This window comes from Synechococcus sp. PH41509 (assembly GCF_020514285.1).
Taxonomy (GTDB): Bacteria; Cyanobacteriota; Cyanobacteriia; order PCC-6307; family Cyanobiaceae; genus Parasynechococcus.
Map to the genome: position 1 here is coordinate 21,904 of NZ_VTLD01000004.1, position 17,446 is coordinate 39,349.

The following is a 17,446-nucleotide window of genomic DNA, read 5'->3' on the forward strand; positions in this document are numbered from 1 at the left end:
TTGCAGTGAATGGCAGCGCTGCAGATCGTTTGGTTCAAGCGTGATCTGCGCAGCATTGATCACAAGCCCTTGGCGGCTGCCTCTGAGCGTGGTCCGGTGCTGCCGTTGTATGTAGTGGAGCCAGAGCTATGGCAGCAGCCCGACGCCTCCGAGCGGCAGTGGCATTTTTGCCGGGAGTCGCTTCTGGAGCTGCGTGAGGCTCTGGCTGATCTGGGGCAGCCATTGGTGGTGCGCTCAGGTGATGTGGTGCAGGTGCTGGAGCGGGCCCGGCGCCAGTTCGGCATCGATGGGCTGTGGAGCCATGAGGAAACCGGTAACGGCTGGACGTACCAGCGCGACAAACGCGTGGCGGCCTGGGCTCGTCAGCACGGCATCGCCTGGAGTGAAATCCCGCAGTTCGGCGTGACGCGCCGGATGCGCAGCCGCAATGGCTGGGCCAAGCGGTGGGAGGCGCAGATGGGGGAGACCATCACTCCAGCCCCTGCTGGCCTGCCCGCTTTGGAGGGCATTGATCCTGGGCTGATCCCCGAGCGCCCCTGTTCAGACCTGCCTTCGGATGCCTGTCCGCAGCGGCAGACCGGTGGGCGTTCGATCGGTCTGGGTGAGTGGAGCGATTTTCTGCAGCACCGCGCCCCGCGCTATCAACGGGCGATGTCGAGCCCCAACACGGCGTTCACGGGCTGTTCTCGCCTGTCGGCGTATCTCACCTGGGGCTGCCTTTCGATGCGGGAGGTGCTGCAGACCAGCCGCAGCCATAGCGGCCGCGGCGTCAGCAGCTTTGAATCACGGCTGCACTGGCACTGCCACTTCATTCAGAAGCTGGAGGATCAACCGGCGATTGAATTCAGCGATTTCCATCCGTTCATGCGGGGCATTCGCGAGGCGGACGCCGAGCGTTTGATGGCCTGGAGGGAAGGCTGCACCGGTGTTCCTTTTGTCGATGCCTGTATGCGCGCTCTGCGGGCCCACGGCTGGATCAATTTCCGCATGCGGGCGATGTTGATGTCGTTTGCCAGCTACAACCTCTGGCTGCCCTGGCGGGACAGCGGCTTGCACTTAGCGCGCCAGTTTGTCGATTACGAGCCCGGCATCCACTGGAGTCAGTGTCAGATGCAGTCGGGCAGCACCTCGATCAACACGATTCGGATCTACAACCCGATCAAGCAGGGCATGGACCACGATCCCCAGGGGCTGTTCATCCGTCAGTGGTGCCCGGAACTGAAGGACGTGCCCACGATTCACATCCATGAGCCCTGGATGCTCGGGGGCGGCAGGCCGGCTCCGATTGTTGATGTGACTGAATCGATGCAGCAGGCCAAAGACCGGATCTGGGGGATTCGCCGATCGGCCGGTTTTGAGCGCCATGCGGATGCGATTCAGCGCAAGCATGGCTCCCGCAAGGCCGGCTTAAAACCGGTGACCACCCGACGACGGCGCAGATCACAGCAGCCCGACAACGGCAGTCAGCAGCTCAGCCTGGAGTTTTAGTTGCGCTGCAGCAGCAGTCGTTTGATCACCCGCTGGGCGATGTCGCCATAGCCCATCTCGCCGGAGAGTATTTGAGCAATCCGTTGCGGTGCGGTGGGCCGTTTGATCCCCAGCTGATACCCCACACGAGGGAAGCGATAAAACACCTGCGAAATGCGCCGCCCCCAGGCCATCGATTCGCCCCAGCGCTCGCGCATCGCGCGGCTGTATCCCCGTAGATCGTTGCTCTCTCCTTTGAGCCATTGGCTGAGATGCCGTGCGGCTTCGTAACCACTCATCAGGGCGGGCCGAAGCCCTTCGGCCAGAAATGGGTCACAGAGCGAGGCCGCATCGCCCACCACAACAATGCCGTTGCCGTCCAGACGGTGATGGCCGTTCCACACCCGCAGTTGGCCGCGCTGACGAATGCCAGCATCGGCAGCGAAGCCCAGATCCGGCAGCAACTGAGCCAGCACCTGCTCTGGGTCAGCGTCCTGCCTGCCGATGAAGCTGCCCACGCCAATGTTCACGCCACCGGCAATTGGGAATGCCCAGGCAAAGCCCTGCTTCACCAGGCCGAATTCAAAGCGGGTGGTGCCATCGGCCAGGTTGCCTTGCCCTTCCAACCGCACCGACATGGTGGTGGCCATCTGTGGCTGTTTTGCGCCAAGACCAAGCCGTTGCGGCCAGGGTGATCCCGAACCATCGGCGATCACCACGGCCCGAGCGTTCCAACGGCGACCATCGGTTGCCGTTACGTGCCAGACGTCTCCATGACGACGGATGTCATTGACCTCAACGCCTGTAAGGCGTTCTGCGCCAGCCTGAATGGCCTGGTCTGAGAGCAGTTGATCGAGCCTTTCCCGGCGCACGATCCAGAACGGCGCATCGCCCGGCAGCTCAGCCACCACCGGATCTTTCAGGCACCAACTGAAGTCAACGCGGCGGATCACCTGTTCCACCGCGGGTTCCAGTGAAAACGGGAACCACTGCTGCACCGAAGCAGCCATGCCACCGCCGCAGGGTTTGATCCGAGGCTCAGCATCGCGTTCCAGCACGAGTACGTCGTGACCTGCTGCCGCTAGATGGGCCGCTGCGGCACCACCGGCTGCACCGGACCCGATGATCAGAACATCGCAGGTCCGATCCACTCCGTTGCTCACACCTTGAGGATGTCGGCTTCCTTGGTGGCCAGGTGCTTCTCGAGTTCAGCAATGAACTTGTCGAGCGTTTTCTGAACGCTGTCTTGCTCATCGCGGCTCTGGTCTTCGGAGAACTCGCCCTCCTTTTCCTGCTTCTTGATCTTGTCGATCGCGTCGCGGCGCAGGTTGCGCAGGGCTACTTTGCCTTCCTCGGCGTACTTGGATGCCAGCTTGCAGAACTCCTTGCGGCGTTCTTCCGTAAGAGGTGGCACGTTGATGCGGATGATCTTGCCGTCGTTGTTGGGGGTAAAGCCCAGCTCACTCATGGCGATCGCTTTCTCGATCGAGGCGAGGGCGCTGATGTCGAAGGGTTGGATCTGGATCGTCTGTGAATCTGGGGTCGACAGGGTGGCTAGCGATTTCAGCGGTGTTTCGGCGCCGTAGTACTCCACGCTGATTCGATCCAGAAGCGAGGAATTGGCCCGGCCGGTGCGAATGGTGTTGAAGTTGCGCTGGGTGGCCTCCAACGACTTGCGCATGCTGGCTTCGAGGTCCTGGGTCGACATGGTTGCTGAGGGTGGAGGCGTGCGTGCTTGGGTGCTTTGTCAGGCGGGGGCGCCGATGCGGGACCCGATCGGTTCCCCGGCCACGGCTCTGCCGATGTTGCCAGGTTCGAACAGGTTGAAAACAACAATCGGGATGTTGTTGTCTTTGCAGAGAGCGATGGCTGTGCTGTCCATCACGCCCAGTTCTCCGCTGAGCACATCCTGATAGTTGAGGTGCTCGTGTTTAACGGCGTCGGCATGTTTGGCAGGGTCTTTGTCGTAGACCCCATCCACTTTGGTGGCTTTGAACACCACATCGGCGTTGATCTCAGCAGCCCTGAGGGCGGCGGTGGTGTCGGTGGTGAAGAAAGGATTGCCGCAACCGGCGCCGAACACCACCACCCGGTTTTTTTCCAGGTGCCGGATGGCTTTACGGCGGATGTAGGGCTCCGCCACTTCTTGCATGGCAATGGCGGTCTGCACCCGGGTGGGCACGCCGGCTCTCTCCAGGCCGTCTTGGAGGGTGATGGCATTCATCACAGTGGCCAGCATGCCGACGTAGTCGGCTGTGGCCCGTTCCATGCCTGCTGCAGAACCCTTCAGCCCACGGAAAATGTTTCCACCGCCCACGACAATGGCTAGCTGAGTGCCATTGGCAACCACCTTGGCAACGTCGGAGGCGATTGACTGAACAATGGCGGGGTCAATTCCGTAGCCCTGAGATCCCATCAGAGCTTCGCCGCTGAGTTTCAGCAGGACGCGTGTGTAGGTCATCAACGGTCCAGATCCTTCTGACAGTAGCAAGCACTGGCACAGGCCTCAGATCACCGCTTGGATGGGTGAACCGCGGCTGCTTGATGCCAGAGACCGATGCCACCCAGAGCGGTGTGATGGCCCGTCTCACCCTCTCGGCCCTGGAACGCGCCAGCCAAGATCCCGACTGCTGGCGCGAACCCGTCGTGCATCGCGCCTTGTTGGTGAGTGGACTCTCCGTGCTCATCGCGGCGACCCGTTGCCTTCAGGACGATCTCGAGGCTGCTGAAGCGGCCTAAGGCGGGCTGACAACCCTTTAAAACTCGATGCCCGCCTGGGCTTTCACCCCCTGCTCGCGGAAGGGGTGGTGCACCAGGGTCATCTCCGTCACCAGATCGGCTCGCTCTACCAGTGCAGCCGGTGCTCCACGGCCGGTCACCGCCACGTGGGTGATGTCCGGTCGCTCGTTCAATCCGGCAATAACGGTGTCGGCATCGATGTATCCCAGCTTCAGGGCCACATTGAGCTCATCGAGCAGCACCAGTTTCACGCTGGCATTCCGTAGATAGCCGAGGGCTGTCTGCCAGGCCTCTCCCACCAGCTGTTGATCCCGCGCCCGGTCCTGGGTCTCCCAGGTGAATCCCTCCCCGAGGGCATGCCAGCTCACCTGTTCGCCGAAGGCCTTCAGCGCCCGCGCTTCGCCGGGCTCCCATCCTCCCTTGATGAACTGAACAACCGCCACCCGATCCCCATGCCCCAGGGTGCGTAACACCAGCCCCAGCCCGGCGGTTGTTTTCCCCTTGCCCTGGCCGGTGAACACCAGCACCAAGCCCTTTTCCTTGTTGCGCTCCTCTACCCGCTGTTTCTGCACCTGCTGCCGTCGTTCCATCCGTTTGCGATAGCCGGCGTCGTCCGCTTCGGGGGCCAGTTTCCCCCCCATCCCCAGCTCCGCGGCGGATTGATCGAGGTCGTGGTTGCTCATGGAAGGAGGGTGTTGATTGAGGCTGATCGAGGGCGAGTGGCGGTGATGCGCTGCAGGGCCCGTCCTGCCAGCAGTTCTTGGGTGACATGGTCGAACCCGAGTTGCTCTAGTTGGGCGGGGAGGTCGTCCTCCAGCATGGCGGTAGCGGTGTCGGTTTCAAACAGGGTGCAGAAGAGTTGTTGGGGGAGCTTCAGCCAGGGCCCAGCCGGATGCAGATCCACCACCACCAACCAGCCGCCGGGTTCCAGCAACCGCAGGGCACTGCGCAGCACCTGCTCCCGATCGCTGCGGGGAAATTCATGCAGGGCCACGCTCATTTGGATCGCGCTGAAGCTGCCATCGGCAAGCGGCGGATCTTCGGCCAGCCCCTCCACCCGCTGCAGGGCCGGGTGCCGTTGGGCGGCGAGATCCAGGGCTCGGGGGGAGATATCCAGGCCCGTTACGGCATACCCCGCCGCCAGCCAGGGGGCCGCTGCCTCGCCACTGCCGCAGCAGAGATCCAGCACCGCAGCTCCGGACTTGAGATGGGGTTGCAACGCATCGAGCCCTAGGCCCCGCAGTCGGTCCACCCCACCCACACTCAGCGACGACACCGCCGTGACCGTGTCGTAAATCCAGCGGTAGCGGTAGGCGAGTGGGCGCAGAAAAGATGTCATCAGCACCAGTGACAGGGCAGGTTGTTTCTTTCAACAACCATTCCCATCCTGTCGGCTACGGATTGGTCTTGATGGGGCACTAAGTAGGGAGGCAGCCGAGTCCTCGTTGCGGTCCAAAGCGGAATTCACCATTGGTCTCCAGCACATCCCAGTCGTAGGCCATCTGAATGCGTCGGCAAATCCTTTCAATCAATGGGAACCCACCATCGCTGTTGGTCATGACCACGAGTCCATAACCCTTGGCCATGTGACCGATCAAGAAACTCCTGTAGCCCTGATTGGCTCCCAAGTGGGCGAAATACCAACCTTCACCCTGTCGAAAGACATTGAATCCAGCGCTAAAGGATCCGATGCCGACAGGACTTAACAGCTCGCTTGCGGAGGCCTTGGTGAATGGCTTGATGTCTTGGCCCGCTTTGGTTTTCTGTAGTGAACTCACCAGTAGGGCCAGATCCGTCGGTGTGCTCCACAGGCCCGCCGCCGCCAGTGCTGGATAGACCTTCCAGGGCACGTTGAAACGTCGTCCCTTGCTGTCGTGGGCCAGGGCTGTATCGGCGTTGAGCTTGGCGCTTAGGGGCTGTTGATAAATGCTTTTCCCCATGCCGAGCGGCTTCAGCACCAGGCTCTGCATCAGCTCGGGGAAAGGCTTGCCCGTGGCATCCATTAGAAGCACCTGCATCACGACGCTCCCCCCACCGGAGTATCTGGACTTGGTCATCGGTGCCTGTCGGGCAACGATGGCTGGTGTTTTGGCAGGTGGTCTCCCCGTTAATAGGGCCAGAGCATCAGGTCGGGCTTCGGACGGTTCGTAACCCGGAAAGCCCAGGCCATCGTCGAGTCCGGACGTGTGGCTGAGCAGCATCCTGGGCGTGATCGGTTGACTGCCGGACTTCACGAGGCGAGGCAGTTCCCATGAGTGCAGACTCTGCCCAACGTCAGCATCGAGATCCAGCTGCCCCCTGTCCGCAAGAACCGCAGCTGCGACAGCCATCACCGGTTTGCTAATCGATGCAGCCTGAAACCGCGTTTCCGGTGTGACCGGCCGACTCGTAGCAGCATCCGCTATGCCAAAGGCATGGGACCAATGGATTTTGAAATCCTTGATCACGCTGATGCTCACCCCGGGAACCCTGGCTTCTTTCATCCAGGTCTGAAGCTCTGCCCTGGGCAGCACCTTGCTGATTTCGGCTTCCGTGGCTTCTGCGCTCATCCCGGCAGGGATCGGTCCGGCGATCAGCCCTGCAATTAGAAGAGCTGTTGATGTGATCGATCGCTTCGTCATCAGGCCGGTTGACGGGCGAGGGCTGCATCCACTGCCTGCTGCTGGTCACGCCGGGTGATCCAGTGGTGATAGGTGCGGGTGTGGATCGCCACCGAGTGGCCCATCATCCTGGCGGCGACGGTGTCCGGCAGGCCGACATGGATGGTGCGCACGGCCCAGGCATGGCGCAGGTCGTAGGGCGTAATCGGCAGGTCATAGCGGCGGAACTGTTCACTCACACGCCGTCCCACCTGCTGCAGGGTGGTGCGACGAAGATCGGTCTGGATCGCCGGCAGGGCGGCCGGGTTCTCTGCTAGCTCCCCTAGGCCGAAGCGTTCGACCCAGTCGGGGTGGAATGGCCAGCTCTGGTGTTCACCGGTTTTGGTGGTCGGCAGCACCCGCAACACCTGATCGCCGCCCGGGGCCAGGGAGGAGCAATCGCAGAAGAACACCTCGTGGTTGCGCAGGCCGTAGGTGGCCATCAAGGCAAAGGCCAGGCGCCACTGGAGATTGGGAATGCGGGCTGCGGCCTCAAGGATCTGAGGGTCGGTGGGCAGTTGGCGGAAGCGGGCCCGGTGCAGGCCATAGCCGCCGGCCTCCTGGCGCCAGTCCTCCGGTAAGGGCAGCTCCAGATGCCGGGCCAGGGCCGCTAGGGCTGTGGCGCATTGCTGGCGACTGCGGCTGCCGTCGTCGTAACTGGTCAGGGTCTGCATCAGCAGCGTCGGCTCCAGCTGCTGATCACCGCTCTGATGGGCCAGGCGCCGTAGGTAGGGCAGATAGGCGCTGGTCCAGGTGGTGCGGCTGCTCGCCGGGGAGCGGCGTCGACGCGGGTCGGTGAAAAATGCTGTTTCGAAGCTCTCGAGTGCGGCCTGAATTCCGATGGATCGGCTCTTGGTCTTGGTTGACGTCGGGGCCGACCAGAGCGTCCAATCAAAACTGCGCTGCTCCAATTGCAGTTGCACCAGGGCTGCGGTGCTGAGGGCCTGATTCAGCCCTGATGCATCTGCCGTCAGCCCAAGGCTGATCCGTTGCAAGCTGCTGCGGCTCGGATCCCCGCGTAGAGGCAGAGCCCCGCGCAGGTTCAGCCGTTGACCCCGCTGTTCGATGCGAAGGCGTGTCCCCCGTGCCGCCAGCTGCGTATTGGCGGTCTCCAGCGCCCTTTTGAGCTCCATAAATGTGTCGTCGACTTCAAGGATCGCGTCGATGGCCGCTACGCTCAACCCCCGAAAACCGTTCTGCTCGGTATGTCTCGCGTCGGTGTCGTCCTGTTGAACTTGGGTGGCCCGGAGCGTATCCAGGATGTTGGGCCTTTCCTCTACAACCTTTTCGCCGATCCGGAGATCATTCGGCTGCCCAGCCCTGCGCTGCAGAAGCCACTGGCCTGGTTGATCAGCACCCTGCGCAGTGGCAAGTCGCAGGAGGCCTATCGCTCCATCGGTGGTGGTTCACCGCTGCGGCGAATCACCGAGCAGCAGGCCCGAGAACTTCAGAGCTTGTTGCGGCAGCGCGGCATCGATGCCACCAGCTATGTAGCCATGCGCTACTGGCATCCGTTCACGGAATCTGCTGTAGCGGACATCAAGGCCGACGGTATGGATGAGGTGGTGGTTCTCCCCCTCTATCCCCACTTCTCGATCAGCACGAGTGGGTCCAGTTTCCGTGAGCTGCAGCGCCTGCGTCAGGCGGATCCCTCCTTTGAGAAGCTGCCGATTCGCTGCATCCGCAGTTGGTTCGATCACCCGGGCTATGTGAAAGCCATGGCCGAGCTGATCGCTGAAGAAGTCCGCAATAGCGATGATCCCGGAAAAGCTCACGTGTTCTTCAGCGCTCACGGTGTGCCGAAGAGCTACGTCGAAGAGGCTGGCGACCCTTATCAAAAAGAGATCGAAGCCTGCACGGGTTTGATCATGAAGGAACTGGCCGTTCAGATGGGTCACGACAACCCCTTCACCCTGGCCTATCAAAGCCGTGTGGGCCCGGTGGAATGGCTGAAGCCCTACACCGAAGAGGCGCTTGAAGAATTAGGCGAAGCCAAGACCAATGACCTCGTGGTGGTGCCGATCAGCTTCGTTAGCGAGCACATCGAGACGCTCGAAGAAATCGACATCGAATACCGGGAGCTGGCCACCGAGGCTGGCGTGGTGAATTTCCGCCGGGTACGGGCTCTTGATACCTATGCCCCCTTCATTGAAGGTCTTGCTGATTTGGTGAGCAGCAGCCTGCAGGGTCCTGAAGTGAGTCTGGATGCGGCGGCGGAACTGCCCACCAAGGTGAAGCTCTACCCACAGGAGAAGTGGGAATGGGGCTGGAACAACAGTTCGGAAGTCTGGAACGGCCGTCTGGCCATGGTTGGTTTTTCGGCTTTTCTGCTCGAGTTGATCAGTGGTCAAGGGCCGCTTCATGCCCTCGGATTGCTCTGATCAAGCCGGGGGCGCTTCCGGCCCTTAACCTTGAGGGTCATTGACCTGTCGCCCCTGTGACTCTCACCTCCGCGTCTTCGGCCGTCACCGGGCAGCAGGCAGGTAACGGTGGACAGAGAATGTCAGGGGCCACAGCCCTGATGGATGCCCTGCGACGTCACGGCGTCGACACGATCTTCGGCTACCCCGGCGGGGCGATTCTTCCCATCTATGACGCCCTCCATATCGCCGAGAGCGAGGGGTGGGTGAAGCACATCCTGGTGCGACATGAGCAGGCTGGAACCCATGCGGCCGATGCCTATGCCCGCGCCACCGGCAAGGTGGGCGTTTGCTTTGGCACATCCGGTCCCGGTGCAACCAACCTGGTTACCGGCATCGCCACCGCCCAGATGGACTCGGTGCCCATGGTGGTAATCACCGGTCAGGTGCCCCGTCCGGCGATCGGCACCGATGCCTTCCAGGAGACCGATATCTTTGGCATCACCCTGCCGATCGTGAAGCATTCCTGGGTGGTGCGGGATCCAGCGGATCTTGCGTCCATCGTTGCCCAGGCCTTTCTGATCGCAGCGAGTGGTCGTCCGGGTCCGGTCCTGATCGACGTCCCGAAGGATGTCGGTCAGGAGATGTTCGACTATGTGCCCGTTGATCCTGGGTCGATTGTTCCCCAGGGCTTTCGCAAGCCGCAGCCACCGCGGGATGAGCCGATCCTGTCAGCTCTTGAGCTGATCATGGAGGCGGAGCGCCCCCTGCTGTACGTGGGGGGTGGTGCAATCTCTGCTGGTGCTCACGACAGCCTTCGCGTCATCGCAGAGCGCTTCCAGATCCCCGTAACCAGCACCTTGATGGGCAAGGGTGTCTTCGATGAGAACGACCCCTTATCCGTAGGGATGCTCGGAATGCACGGTACGGCCTACGCCAACTTCGCCGTCACCGAATGCGATCTACTGATTGCAGTCGGCGCCCGCTTTGATGATCGGGTCACCGGCAAGCTCGATACCTTTGCCCCTCGGGCCCGGGTGATCCACTTTGAGATTGATCCGGCTGAGATCGGCAAGACCCGTCGTCCTGAGGTTGCGGTGCTGGGTGATCTGGGCCTGAGCGTGGCGCGGTTGGTGGAGCTGAGCCTGCAACAGCAGGTGCAACCACGCACCGCTCCCTGGCTTGCGCGCATTGCCGAGTGGAAACAGACCTATCCCCTCACCGTTCCTCCCGCTGAGGGAGCCCTGTTCCCCCAGGAGGTTCTGCTTGCCGTTCGGGACCTTGCGCCGAATGCCATCGTTACGACCGATGTGGGGCAGCACCAGATGTGGGCCGCCCAGTACCTACGCAATGGTCCCCGCGGCTGGATCAGCAGTGCCGGTCTCGGCACCATGGGTTTCGGCATGCCGGCCGCAATGGGCGCCCAGGTGGCTTGCCCCGATCGTCAAGTGGTGTGCATTGCCGGTGACGCCAGCATCCTGATGAACATTCAGGAGCTGGGAACACTGGCGGCCTACAGCCTCCCGGTGAAGGTGGTGATCGTCAACAACCATTGGCAGGGCATGGTGCGCCAATGGCAGGAGAGTTTCTACGACGAGCGCTATTCAGCTTCCGACATGCTCAATGGCATGCCGGACTTCGTTGCCCTCGCCCGCTCCTTCGGTGTGGACGGCGTGCACATCCGCGAGCGGGAGACCTTGCGCGTTGACCTGGAGGCCGCTTTGAAGGCCCCCGGCCCGATGCTGATTGATATCCACGTGCGCCGCGGTGAGAACTGTTATCCGATGGTTCCCCCCGGCAAAAGCAATGCTGAAATGGTGGGCCTCCCGGCCCCTATGCCGGTTCTCAATGCCACGACCCCTTGATTCGACTTGTCTTAACCGGATTGCTGCTGCTGCTTTGGGCAGTTCCGGTTCAGGCCGCTGAGGTGCTTCAGGTGCGCAGCAGCTCCCTGCTTCAGGTCGGCGATCACAACCGCACCTACACCGTTTCCCTGGCCTGCACATCCGTTGATGTGAGCCACGAAGCAGAAGCGACAGCCTGGTTGCGTAAGGAACTGCCGCGCCGGCGCAGGGTCAATCTCCGACCGGTCGGTTCCAGCGAGGGTCAGCTCATGGCTCGGGTGACGCCAATCGGTGCTGAGCGTGACCTCAGCAGTGGCTTGATTGCCGCCGGTTTGGCTGTCAACAGCTGTGGGGTCGATGGCTGATAACAGAGTCGCCCGAGGCATTGTGCTGGTGCCTTGCCTTCTGTTGGGCGGTGCTTTTCTGGCAACGGCCGTGTGGGGTCAGGGAGCCGCCGCCGAAAATCGCCCCCTGGCCATCGGACTCGGCGTTGGCTTGCTCTTGGCCGGTTGGTTGTCCCAGTTGGGAGGCGGGTCTGAGACCTCTGTGACAAAACCAGACGAGTCCGATCCCTCTCCCTAACTTGCGGGAATCGGGTTGCTTCCCTCCGATTCCATGTCGAAGCCTGAGTGGCGATGCTGGCCTTGGCTGTCGTGGTCTGTTGTTGCGGCGACGCTGATCGGATGCCAATCCATGGTCGCCAGTGGCCTCAATCGCCCACGGCTGGCGGTGCTGCTTCCGATGGGCCATCGCGATGCTGCATTGCGGCAGGACTTCTTGCAGGGCTTTCGTCTCGGCCAGTCTTCGGTGGAGGCCTGTGGTGAGTCTTTCCCCCCGGTGGCCTGGCATGGGCTGAACTCTGGCCAGGCTCCGTCAGGTCAGGCCATTGCCGGTCTGATCGAATGAGGTCTGGGGATACGACCACGAGATGCTGCGACTGAGTGAGTTGAAGCTGCCCCTGGATCACGGGGAGGAGGCCCTGCGGGAGGCGGTGCTGAAGCGCCTGCGGATTCCGCCGGATCAACTCCTAGGCCAGACCCTGGTGAAGCGCAGTGTCGATGCGCGTCGCCGCGATCGGATTCAGTTGATCTACAGCGTGGATGTGCAGGTGAAGGGTGAAGCTGCCTTGTTGCGGCGCATCGGCAACAAAGGACGGGTTCGTCTTGCGCCGGATACCCGCTATCGGTCTGTCGGCAATGCCCCTGATGGCTTCCCGTTGGATCCGGTCGATCGGCCGGTGGTGGTGGGAGCAGGCCCCTGCGGCTATTTCGCTGCCCTGCTTTTGGCGCAGATGGGTTTCCGGCCGCTGTTGCTGGAGCGGGGGCAGTCGGTGAAGCAGCGCACCCTGCAGACCTTCGGCTTCTGGCGAGGAACCAGCCCCTTCAACCCGGAATCCAACGCCCAATTCGGTGAGGGAGGCGCGGGCACCTTCTCGGACGGCAAGCTCTACAGCCAGGTGAGCGATCCTGAGCACTACGGGCGCAAGGTGCTGGAGGAGCTGGTGGCCTGTGGCGCCAGCGAGGAGATCTTGACGCTGCATCGGCCCCATATCGGCACGTTCAAGCTCGCCACCGTGGTGCGCGGTCTACGGGCTCGCATTGAAGCCCTGGGAGGCGAGGTGCGGTTCGACAGTCGCGTGACACGTCTCCAGCTCAGTGCCAGCGTCGCTGACAAGCCGCATCAACTTGAAGGATTGGTGCTGGCGGATGGCACGGAGATCCCCTGCCGCCATCTGGTGCTGGCTCCCGGTCATTCGGCGCGGGACTGCTTTGAAATGCTGGAAGAGATCGGCGTGCAACTTCAGCGCAAACCGTTTTCGGTCGGCGTGCGGATTGAGCATCCGCAGCACTTGATCGATGCAGCCCGATGGGGGGAGGCGGCCGGCCACCCTCGCCTCGGGGCCGCTGAGTACAAGTTGGTCCACCATGCAGAGAACGGACGCTGCGCTTACAGCTTCTGCATGTGTCCCGGTGGATTTGTCGTGGGTGCGACCTCTGAAGAGGGCAGGGTCGTGACCAACGGCATGAGCCAGCATTCCCGCAAAGAGCGCAATGCCAACAGTGGTTTGGTCGTTGCCTTGGAAGCAGACGACCTTGCACCGTTTGAACGTTTCCCCGGGGATCCGTTGGCGGGGATTGCCCTTCAACGTGACCTCGAAGAGCGTGCCTTTCGACTGGGGGGCAGAAGCTATGCCGCGCCGGCGCAGCGGCTGGAGGATTTCCTCGCTGACCGTCCGTCAACCCGCCTTGGCGCTATTCCAGCGTCCTATCAACCGGGTGTGCACCCGGCCGACCTGAACGATCTGCTGCCGGTTCCCATCGTTGAGGCCTTGCGGGAGGCGCTGCCAGCCTTTGCCCGCAAGCTGAAGGGCTACGACCACCCCGATGCCGTACTGACGGGCGTCGAAACCCGTACGTCATCGCCGGTGCGGATTCCCAGGGATGAGACGTTGGAATCGCTCAATGTGAGGGGGCTGGTGCCGGCGGGTGAAGGGGCGGGCTATGCCGGTGGCATCCTGTCGGCCGGAATCGATGGCATCCGGGCCGCTGAAGCGGTGGCTCGACAGCTGTTGATGGACAAAGTTGAGAGCTGCTAATGGCAACGAAGTTTCATTCAGATCTCTCGGATTCTGCATTCATCCGAGGAAGATACTGAGCTTGATACTTGCTGATATAGAAAAACCCGTTGTTGCCAACGGGTAGGAGTTTGCTTTTTGATTTGCCAAATATAGATTTTAACTTTACCAGGAATATGGGGATGATGAGTGGTGAACTGTTATGCGTAGGTTTCCGTCATCATCTCGAACATATGAAAAGGTTTTGTCGACTTTAGAAGTTGTTCCGTCTGCAGCTTCAAAATGCACCCAGCCCATCGAATTGGCTGTGTTACCAAATACTTGGATGGCAAAAATTTCTGGTGTGCACTTGACCCAAGGGCTCCTATTGCTCAAGTTAGGGTAATTCCCATCACCGTAAGATCCAATTCCAAATCCAGGGTCATTGTAATTTGGATCGTCACCGATGAAATATGACAAAGCACCGTCTTTTGTTGTGCGGAAGGTCTTTTCTCCATAAGCCCAAGTGGGTTTAAAAGCGACTGGTCCAAATTGATACGCATAGGCCGCGTCAATGATGTCGCTAGACAGCGGCTTGGATTTAGCGAGACCCCCTTCAGCGTGTGCTGTGCTGATGGCAACGAGAGCGCCACACCATGTGTCTTGTGCAGCTTTTACTTCGCCCACTCTGATGGTTTCCGACATCACCGACGGCTTGGCATCAGCGGCACCGGCACCGGCACAGGCGATCAGGGGAGCGAGGGAGACTGCACTCGCTAAACCGAGGCGAACGATCGATTGGAACATCGTGAAAGCTGAAATGCTTTCTTCAAATTGGCTCGTAGTTGGAAATTCGTCAGCATTTAGCCCTTTAGCCGTGATTGGCGTTGCTCAAGTTGGGGCTTGCGCCACGATTCCGCTCCATTGCACGGCTTTCACCTGATCCCGTCGCCAGGAATGGAACAGCTCGGGTTCACTGAAGGTGCAGAGCGGGCAGTGGGCGATCCGTTCGCCGGCGATTCCTGCGCTCTGGAGTTGCAGCCTGGCAGCGCTGCGGATGTCCAGGCGATGCCTTCCAGGCTGCTCATCCGGCAGGAGAGCTTCGCTCTCCTGGAGACCAGCATCCCCTGGAATTGCGGCAGTGATGGCCTCCACCACGTCTTCTCCCACCTGATAGCGCTTGCCGCTCACGGCAGGGCCCAGGGCAATGACCAGATCCTCTCGACGGGCTCCCAGCTCCAACAGCTGATCGAGGGCCGTCATCAGGATTCCAGCGGCCACCCCACGCCAGCCGGCATGACAGGCAGCGGCATGCCCGGTGCCGGGATCGGCGATCAGAACTGGCGTGCAGTCCGCACCGCACACCCAGAGGCTCTGGCCTCCGCGATCACTCACCAGGCCGTCGGCCTCGGGCCAGGGATCCTGACGAGCTTCGCTGGCCTTCAGAACGATTCCGCTATGGACCTGCTGGGGACGATGGACGCTGATGCCCGCGCTGATGTAGCCCGCCAGTTGGTCGGGCCCGCGGCCCTGCCAGAGCCGGGTGAAGAAGCCGTGCTCAAAGCCGTGCTCGTGCAGCAAATCGCTCTGGAGGTAGTAGCCCCCGTAACAACCGATCCAGGTCCAGTTCTTCAACGTGTTGAAGTGGCTGTCTGGTCGATCAAAAGGCCCGTCGTGCATCAGCCTTGCGATCAGGCCATCGGGATGTCCCGCAGCATCCAGAAGCCGCCAAAGGTCTGCTCCTCGGGGCTGGCCTGGATGGCGATGAATTGCAGGCCGCGCACCTGCTGTTGCGAGGTCATCAGGGCTTCGGCGATTTCAGTGGCAACAACCGATTCGAGGTCACTCACCAGCCAGCGGTCGTCCTGACCGGCTTCCAGCACCAGCTGCCGGTCTTCAACGACCATGCGCACCGGTTCGAGACCCCCTAACCAGCCCGCCATGGCAAGGGAGCGACTTTGGCTGAACAGGCGTAAACCCGGGACGGAAGCATCGGGATCGATGCCATCGGGAACTGGCAGAAGCCCACTGAAACTCATCGGCCATTCCGATGCCTCCAGCAGCAGGCTCGCCGGCAAGGCCGCCCAGCTCCAGGCATCCCCTTGAACCTCTTCCGGCAGGGGCACCGGTGGCGTCGTAACGGGGGCCGGTGGGGGTGCGAGTGGTCCTGCCATGAACCCCTCATCCTGTGGGTACACCTCCCTTTCGCGCTGCTGGAGCCAATCGAGCAGGGCGAAGGTGCGGCGACTTGGAATCACTTCCAGATCTTGTTCGGTGGCGGCCCGTTGCACCATCGTTCGCATTGAACTGCGCCAGCAACGCAGGCGCACGGGGGATCCCCAGCCCCCACTGGCGGACGCCTCCTTGGCTTCCGCTAGGGCTTGGCTTAACCACAGTGAATTCACCTCACCGGAGGGACAAACCTTGGCGAAGCGAAACGGTGGTGCGTCGCCGCTCACAGCAGGGGTGGAGGTGATCAGAAGTTCCCAGCGCTTTCGGCCATCGGCCTCCAGGATCGGTCGGGAATAGAAGTCAAGTTCCCAGTCCTCAGCGGCTGTCAGGGCAGCAGTGCTCATCCGGCGGATTGCTCCTGCTGCTTCAAAACGCTTTGTGCCCGGCTGGCGCGATCGGCTGCTTCAGCCATCACTTTGTCTTTTTCGATGAGTAGCTCTCCGGGGGGGCCTTCCAGCAGTGCTGTGTTGAGGCCGATGCGTCCCCGTCCCGGGTCCAGTTCTGTGATCAGGGCCGACACCCGATCACCCTGATCGAAGACCTCACGGATCGAGCGCAGGCTGCCATTGGTGATCGCCGATTGATGCAACAGACCGCTGATGCCTCCGAGATCAATGAACAGGCCATAGGGCTTGACCGCTGCAACCTGCCCTTCCACCAATTGCCCCACTTCCAAATCCTGGAACCGTTCAGCAACGGCAGCACGTTTCTCGGATAGCACCAGCTTGCGTGTCTCGGAATTGACCTCGATGAAGGCCACTCCCATGGTCTTGCCCACCAGCTCTTGATGGTTTTCACCGTCCTGGAGTTGTGAGCGGGGGATAAAGCCGCGCAGTCCTTCGAGATCGCAGGTGACACCACCGCGGTTGAAGCCATTCACAATGACCTGAACGACTTTCCCCTGCTTCTCCATCTCCTTCACCCGGTCCCAGCTCTTGCGCAGCTCCAGGGCGCGGCAGCTGATTGTGACCATCCCATCAGCGTTCTGCTCACGGGTCACCAGAACCTCTACTTCCAGGCCTTTCGGGAAGCGTTCCCGGAAGTTGGTCACAACGCCAAGGCCTGCCTCGCTCTTGGGCATGTAGCCAGGAGCTTTACCGCCGATATCGACATACACGCCATCGTTTTCGATACCGATCACCGTGCCCTTGATCACCTCCCCTGTCGTGCCCACTGGAGCGTTCTCGTCCAGAGCGGCGAGGAAGGCTTCTTCATCGAAATCGAAATCATCAACGCTGCGCGGTTGATTGCGCTGCTCCTTCTTGGGTTGCTGATCAGGCGCACCCATCAAGTCGGCCATGGTCATGCCTTCCATGGCACCCATGTCGAACCGGGCGTCATCGTCCGTACTGGGAGACGTTCTTCCGTCTTGTTGGGCCGGCTTTGGCGGCATGGCCAGACCAGCCCGCTCTTCCAGGATTCGTGCTTTTTCAGCCGCTGCTTCGGCTGCCGCGCGCGCTTCTGCTGCCTCCCGTGCGAGCTGTTCCTGCTCTTCACGGCGATTAATCTGCATCACCTGCAGCGGTTTGGTCGCTGCCGGCTTTGGTGCCTTGGGGCGGTTGGGCTGCGGACTGCCGGCTGCGGGCATGGACCATGGGGGTCATCGATCGA

The 17,446-nt window shown here is 61.5% G+C and carries 19 protein-coding genes; 8 read left to right on the forward strand and 11 right to left on the reverse strand.

Annotation, left to right across the window (positions count from 1 at the left end):
• The first annotated feature begins 9 nt into the window (after positions 1–9).
• Entirely contained in the window at positions 10–1,488 is a 1,479-nt protein-coding gene (locus tag FZZ88_RS00995) for a deoxyribodipyrimidine photo-lyase (protein ID WP_166016893.1), read from the forward strand.
• Here the strand turns inward: FZZ88_RS00995 and FZZ88_RS01000 are convergent.
• The 3 genes from FZZ88_RS01000 to pyrH are packed head-to-tail and all read right to left on the reverse strand — an operon-like array spanning position 1,485 to position 3,928.
• The gene (locus FZZ88_RS01000; RefSeq protein WP_166016966.1) at positions 1,485–2,618 is read right to left on the reverse strand and encodes an NAD(P)/FAD-dependent oxidoreductase; all 1,134 of its coding nucleotides are present in this window, start codon (positions 2,616–2,618) and stop codon (positions 1,485–1,487) included. The genes FZZ88_RS00995 and FZZ88_RS01000 overlap by 4 nt on opposite strands.
• A gap of 8 nt (positions 2,619–2,626) precedes the next feature.
• Positions 2,627–3,175 (reverse strand): ribosome recycling factor, encoded by a 549-nt coding sequence (gene frr / locus FZZ88_RS01005; protein ID WP_166016892.1) that lies wholly within the window; start codon positions 3,173–3,175, stop codon positions 2,627–2,629.
• A 39-nt stretch (positions 3,176–3,214) separates the two neighbouring features.
• A complete protein-coding gene (gene pyrH, locus FZZ88_RS01010) occupies positions 3,215–3,928 on the reverse strand; it encodes a UMP kinase (protein ID WP_115023942.1) in 714 nt (237 codons plus the stop codon).
• Positions 3,929–4,011: 83 nt separating this feature from the next.
• On the opposite strand from pyrH, the gene FZZ88_RS01015 reads away from it, so the two are divergent.
• A complete protein-coding gene (locus FZZ88_RS01015) occupies positions 4,012–4,206 on the forward strand; it encodes a hypothetical protein (protein WP_166016891.1) in 195 nt (64 codons plus the stop codon).
• A gap of 17 nt (positions 4,207–4,223) precedes the next feature.
• On the opposite strand, the gene cobO is transcribed toward FZZ88_RS01015, so the two are convergent.
• From cobO to FZZ88_RS01035, 4 genes are all read right to left on the reverse strand, one after another.
• Positions 4,224–4,889, reverse strand: coding sequence for a cob(I)yrinic acid a,c-diamide adenosyltransferase (gene cobO, locus FZZ88_RS01020; RefSeq protein ID WP_166016890.1), 666 nt, complete (start codon positions 4,887–4,889; stop codon positions 4,224–4,226).
• Positions 4,886–5,545, reverse strand: coding sequence for a class I SAM-dependent methyltransferase (locus FZZ88_RS01025; protein ID WP_166016889.1), 660 nt, complete (start codon positions 5,543–5,545; stop codon positions 4,886–4,888). The genes cobO and FZZ88_RS01025 overlap by 4 nt, the downstream gene beginning before the upstream one ends.
• Positions 5,546–5,624: 79 nt before the next feature.
• The gene (locus FZZ88_RS01030; RefSeq protein WP_166016888.1) at positions 5,625–6,827 is read right to left on the reverse strand and encodes a serine hydrolase; all 1,203 of its coding nucleotides are present in this window, start codon (positions 6,825–6,827) and stop codon (positions 5,625–5,627) included.
• Positions 6,827–7,978, reverse strand: a complete 1,152-nt coding sequence (locus tag FZZ88_RS01035; protein WP_166016965.1) for a site-specific integrase — start codon at positions 7,976–7,978, stop codon at positions 6,827–6,829. The genes FZZ88_RS01030 and FZZ88_RS01035 overlap by 1 nt, the downstream gene beginning before the upstream one ends.
• Positions 7,979–8,050: 72 nt before the next feature.
• On the opposite strand from FZZ88_RS01035, the gene hemH reads away from it, so the two are divergent.
• From hemH to FZZ88_RS01065, 6 genes are read left to right on the forward strand one after another with little or no spacing between them, the layout of a single operon-like run.
• Complete coding sequence (hemH, locus tag FZZ88_RS01040) at positions 8,051–9,226, forward strand: ferrochelatase (RefSeq protein ID WP_166016887.1); 1,176 nt, start codon at positions 8,051–8,053, stop codon at positions 9,224–9,226.
• 56 nt (positions 9,227–9,282) lie between these two features.
• Positions 9,283–11,070 (forward strand): biosynthetic-type acetolactate synthase large subunit, encoded by a 1,788-nt coding sequence (gene ilvB / locus FZZ88_RS01045; protein WP_166016886.1) that lies wholly within the window; start codon positions 9,283–9,285, stop codon positions 11,068–11,070.
• A complete protein-coding gene (locus FZZ88_RS01050; RefSeq protein ID WP_166016885.1) occupies positions 11,067–11,414 on the forward strand; it encodes a nuclease in 348 nt (115 codons plus the stop codon). Before ilvB ends, FZZ88_RS01050 begins: the two co-directional genes overlap by 4 nt.
• Complete coding sequence (locus FZZ88_RS01055; RefSeq protein WP_115095142.1) at positions 11,407–11,631, forward strand: GIVxVP protein; 225 nt, start codon at positions 11,407–11,409, stop codon at positions 11,629–11,631. Before FZZ88_RS01050 ends, FZZ88_RS01055 begins: the two co-directional genes overlap by 8 nt.
• A 33-nt stretch (positions 11,632–11,664) precedes the next feature.
• The gene (locus FZZ88_RS01060; RefSeq protein WP_206339089.1) at positions 11,665–11,955 is read left to right on the forward strand and encodes a hypothetical protein; all 291 of its coding nucleotides are present in this window, start codon (positions 11,665–11,667) and stop codon (positions 11,953–11,955) included.
• A gap of 22 nt (positions 11,956–11,977) precedes the next feature.
• Positions 11,978–13,645, forward strand: coding sequence for an NAD(P)/FAD-dependent oxidoreductase (locus FZZ88_RS01065; protein WP_166016884.1), 1,668 nt, complete (start codon positions 11,978–11,980; stop codon positions 13,643–13,645).
• 144 nt (positions 13,646–13,789) lie between these two features.
• On the opposite strand, the gene FZZ88_RS01070 is transcribed toward FZZ88_RS01065, so the two are convergent.
• The 4 genes from FZZ88_RS01070 to FZZ88_RS01085 all read right to left on the reverse strand — a co-directional run bounded on the left by FZZ88_RS01070 (position 13,790) and on the right by FZZ88_RS01085 (position 17,423).
• Positions 13,790–14,410, reverse strand: coding sequence for a hypothetical protein (locus tag FZZ88_RS01070; RefSeq protein WP_166016883.1), 621 nt, complete (start codon positions 14,408–14,410; stop codon positions 13,790–13,792).
• 84 nt (positions 14,411–14,494) lie between these two features.
• Positions 14,495–15,283, reverse strand: coding sequence for a peptidoglycan editing factor PgeF (gene pgeF, locus FZZ88_RS01075; protein ID WP_166016882.1), 789 nt, complete (start codon positions 15,281–15,283; stop codon positions 14,495–14,497).
• Positions 15,284–15,294: 11 nt separating this feature from the next.
• Positions 15,295–16,179, reverse strand: coding sequence for a Tab2/Atab2 family RNA-binding protein (locus FZZ88_RS01080; protein ID WP_166016881.1), 885 nt, complete (start codon positions 16,177–16,179; stop codon positions 15,295–15,297).
• Positions 16,176–17,423, reverse strand: a complete 1,248-nt coding sequence (locus tag FZZ88_RS01085) for a S1 RNA-binding domain-containing protein (RefSeq protein ID WP_115023916.1) — start codon at positions 17,421–17,423, stop codon at positions 16,176–16,178. Before FZZ88_RS01085 ends, FZZ88_RS01080 begins: the two co-directional genes overlap by 4 nt.
• Positions 17,424–17,446 lie beyond the last annotated feature (23 nt).

Bases quoted from the DNA above. Each gene is read 5' to 3' on its own strand.
- FZZ88_RS01080 (WP_166016881.1), bottom strand. From the start codon at position 16,179: ATGAGCACTGCTGCCCTGACAGCCGCTGAGGACTGGGAACTTGACTTC.
- pyrH (WP_115023942.1), bottom strand. From the start codon at position 3,928: ATGACCTACACACGCGTCCTGCTGAAACTCAGCGGCGAAGCTCTGATG.
- FZZ88_RS01015 (WP_166016891.1), top strand. From the start codon at position 4,012: ATGCCAGAGACCGATGCCACCCAGAGCGGTGTGATGGCCCGTCTCACC.
- FZZ88_RS01055 (WP_115095142.1), top strand. From the start codon at position 11,407: ATGGCTGATAACAGAGTCGCCCGAGGCATTGTGCTGGTGCCTTGCCTT.
- hemH (WP_166016887.1), top strand. From the start codon at position 8,051: ATGTCTCGCGTCGGTGTCGTCCTGTTGAACTTGGGTGGCCCGGAGCGT.
- FZZ88_RS01065 (WP_166016884.1), top strand. From the start codon at position 11,978: ATGCTGCGACTGAGTGAGTTGAAGCTGCCCCTGGATCACGGGGAGGAG.
- FZZ88_RS01060 (WP_206339089.1), top strand. From the start codon at position 11,665: ATGTCGAAGCCTGAGTGGCGATGCTGGCCTTGGCTGTCGTGGTCTGTT.
- pgeF (WP_166016882.1), bottom strand. From the start codon at position 15,283: ATGCACGACGGGCCTTTTGATCGACCAGACAGCCACTTCAACACGTTG.
- FZZ88_RS01070 (WP_166016883.1), bottom strand. From the start codon at position 14,410: ATGTTCCAATCGATCGTTCGCCTCGGTTTAGCGAGTGCAGTCTCCCTC.
- cobO (WP_166016890.1), bottom strand. From the start codon at position 4,889: ATGAGCAACCACGACCTCGATCAATCCGCCGCGGAGCTGGGGATGGGG.
- FZZ88_RS01030 (WP_166016888.1), bottom strand. From the start codon at position 6,827: ATGACGAAGCGATCGATCACATCAACAGCTCTTCTAATTGCAGGGCTG.
- frr (WP_166016892.1), bottom strand. From the start codon at position 3,175: ATGTCGACCCAGGACCTCGAAGCCAGCATGCGCAAGTCGTTGGAGGCC.
- FZZ88_RS01025 (WP_166016889.1), bottom strand. From the start codon at position 5,545: ATGACATCTTTTCTGCGCCCACTCGCCTACCGCTACCGCTGGATTTAC.
- FZZ88_RS01085 (WP_115023916.1), bottom strand. From the start codon at position 17,423: ATGCCCGCAGCCGGCAGTCCGCAGCCCAACCGCCCCAAGGCACCAAAG.
- FZZ88_RS00995 (WP_166016893.1), top strand. From the start codon at position 10: ATGGCAGCGCTGCAGATCGTTTGGTTCAAGCGTGATCTGCGCAGCATT.
- FZZ88_RS01035 (WP_166016965.1), bottom strand. From the start codon at position 7,978: ATGGAGCTCAAAAGGGCGCTGGAGACCGCCAATACGCAGCTGGCGGCA.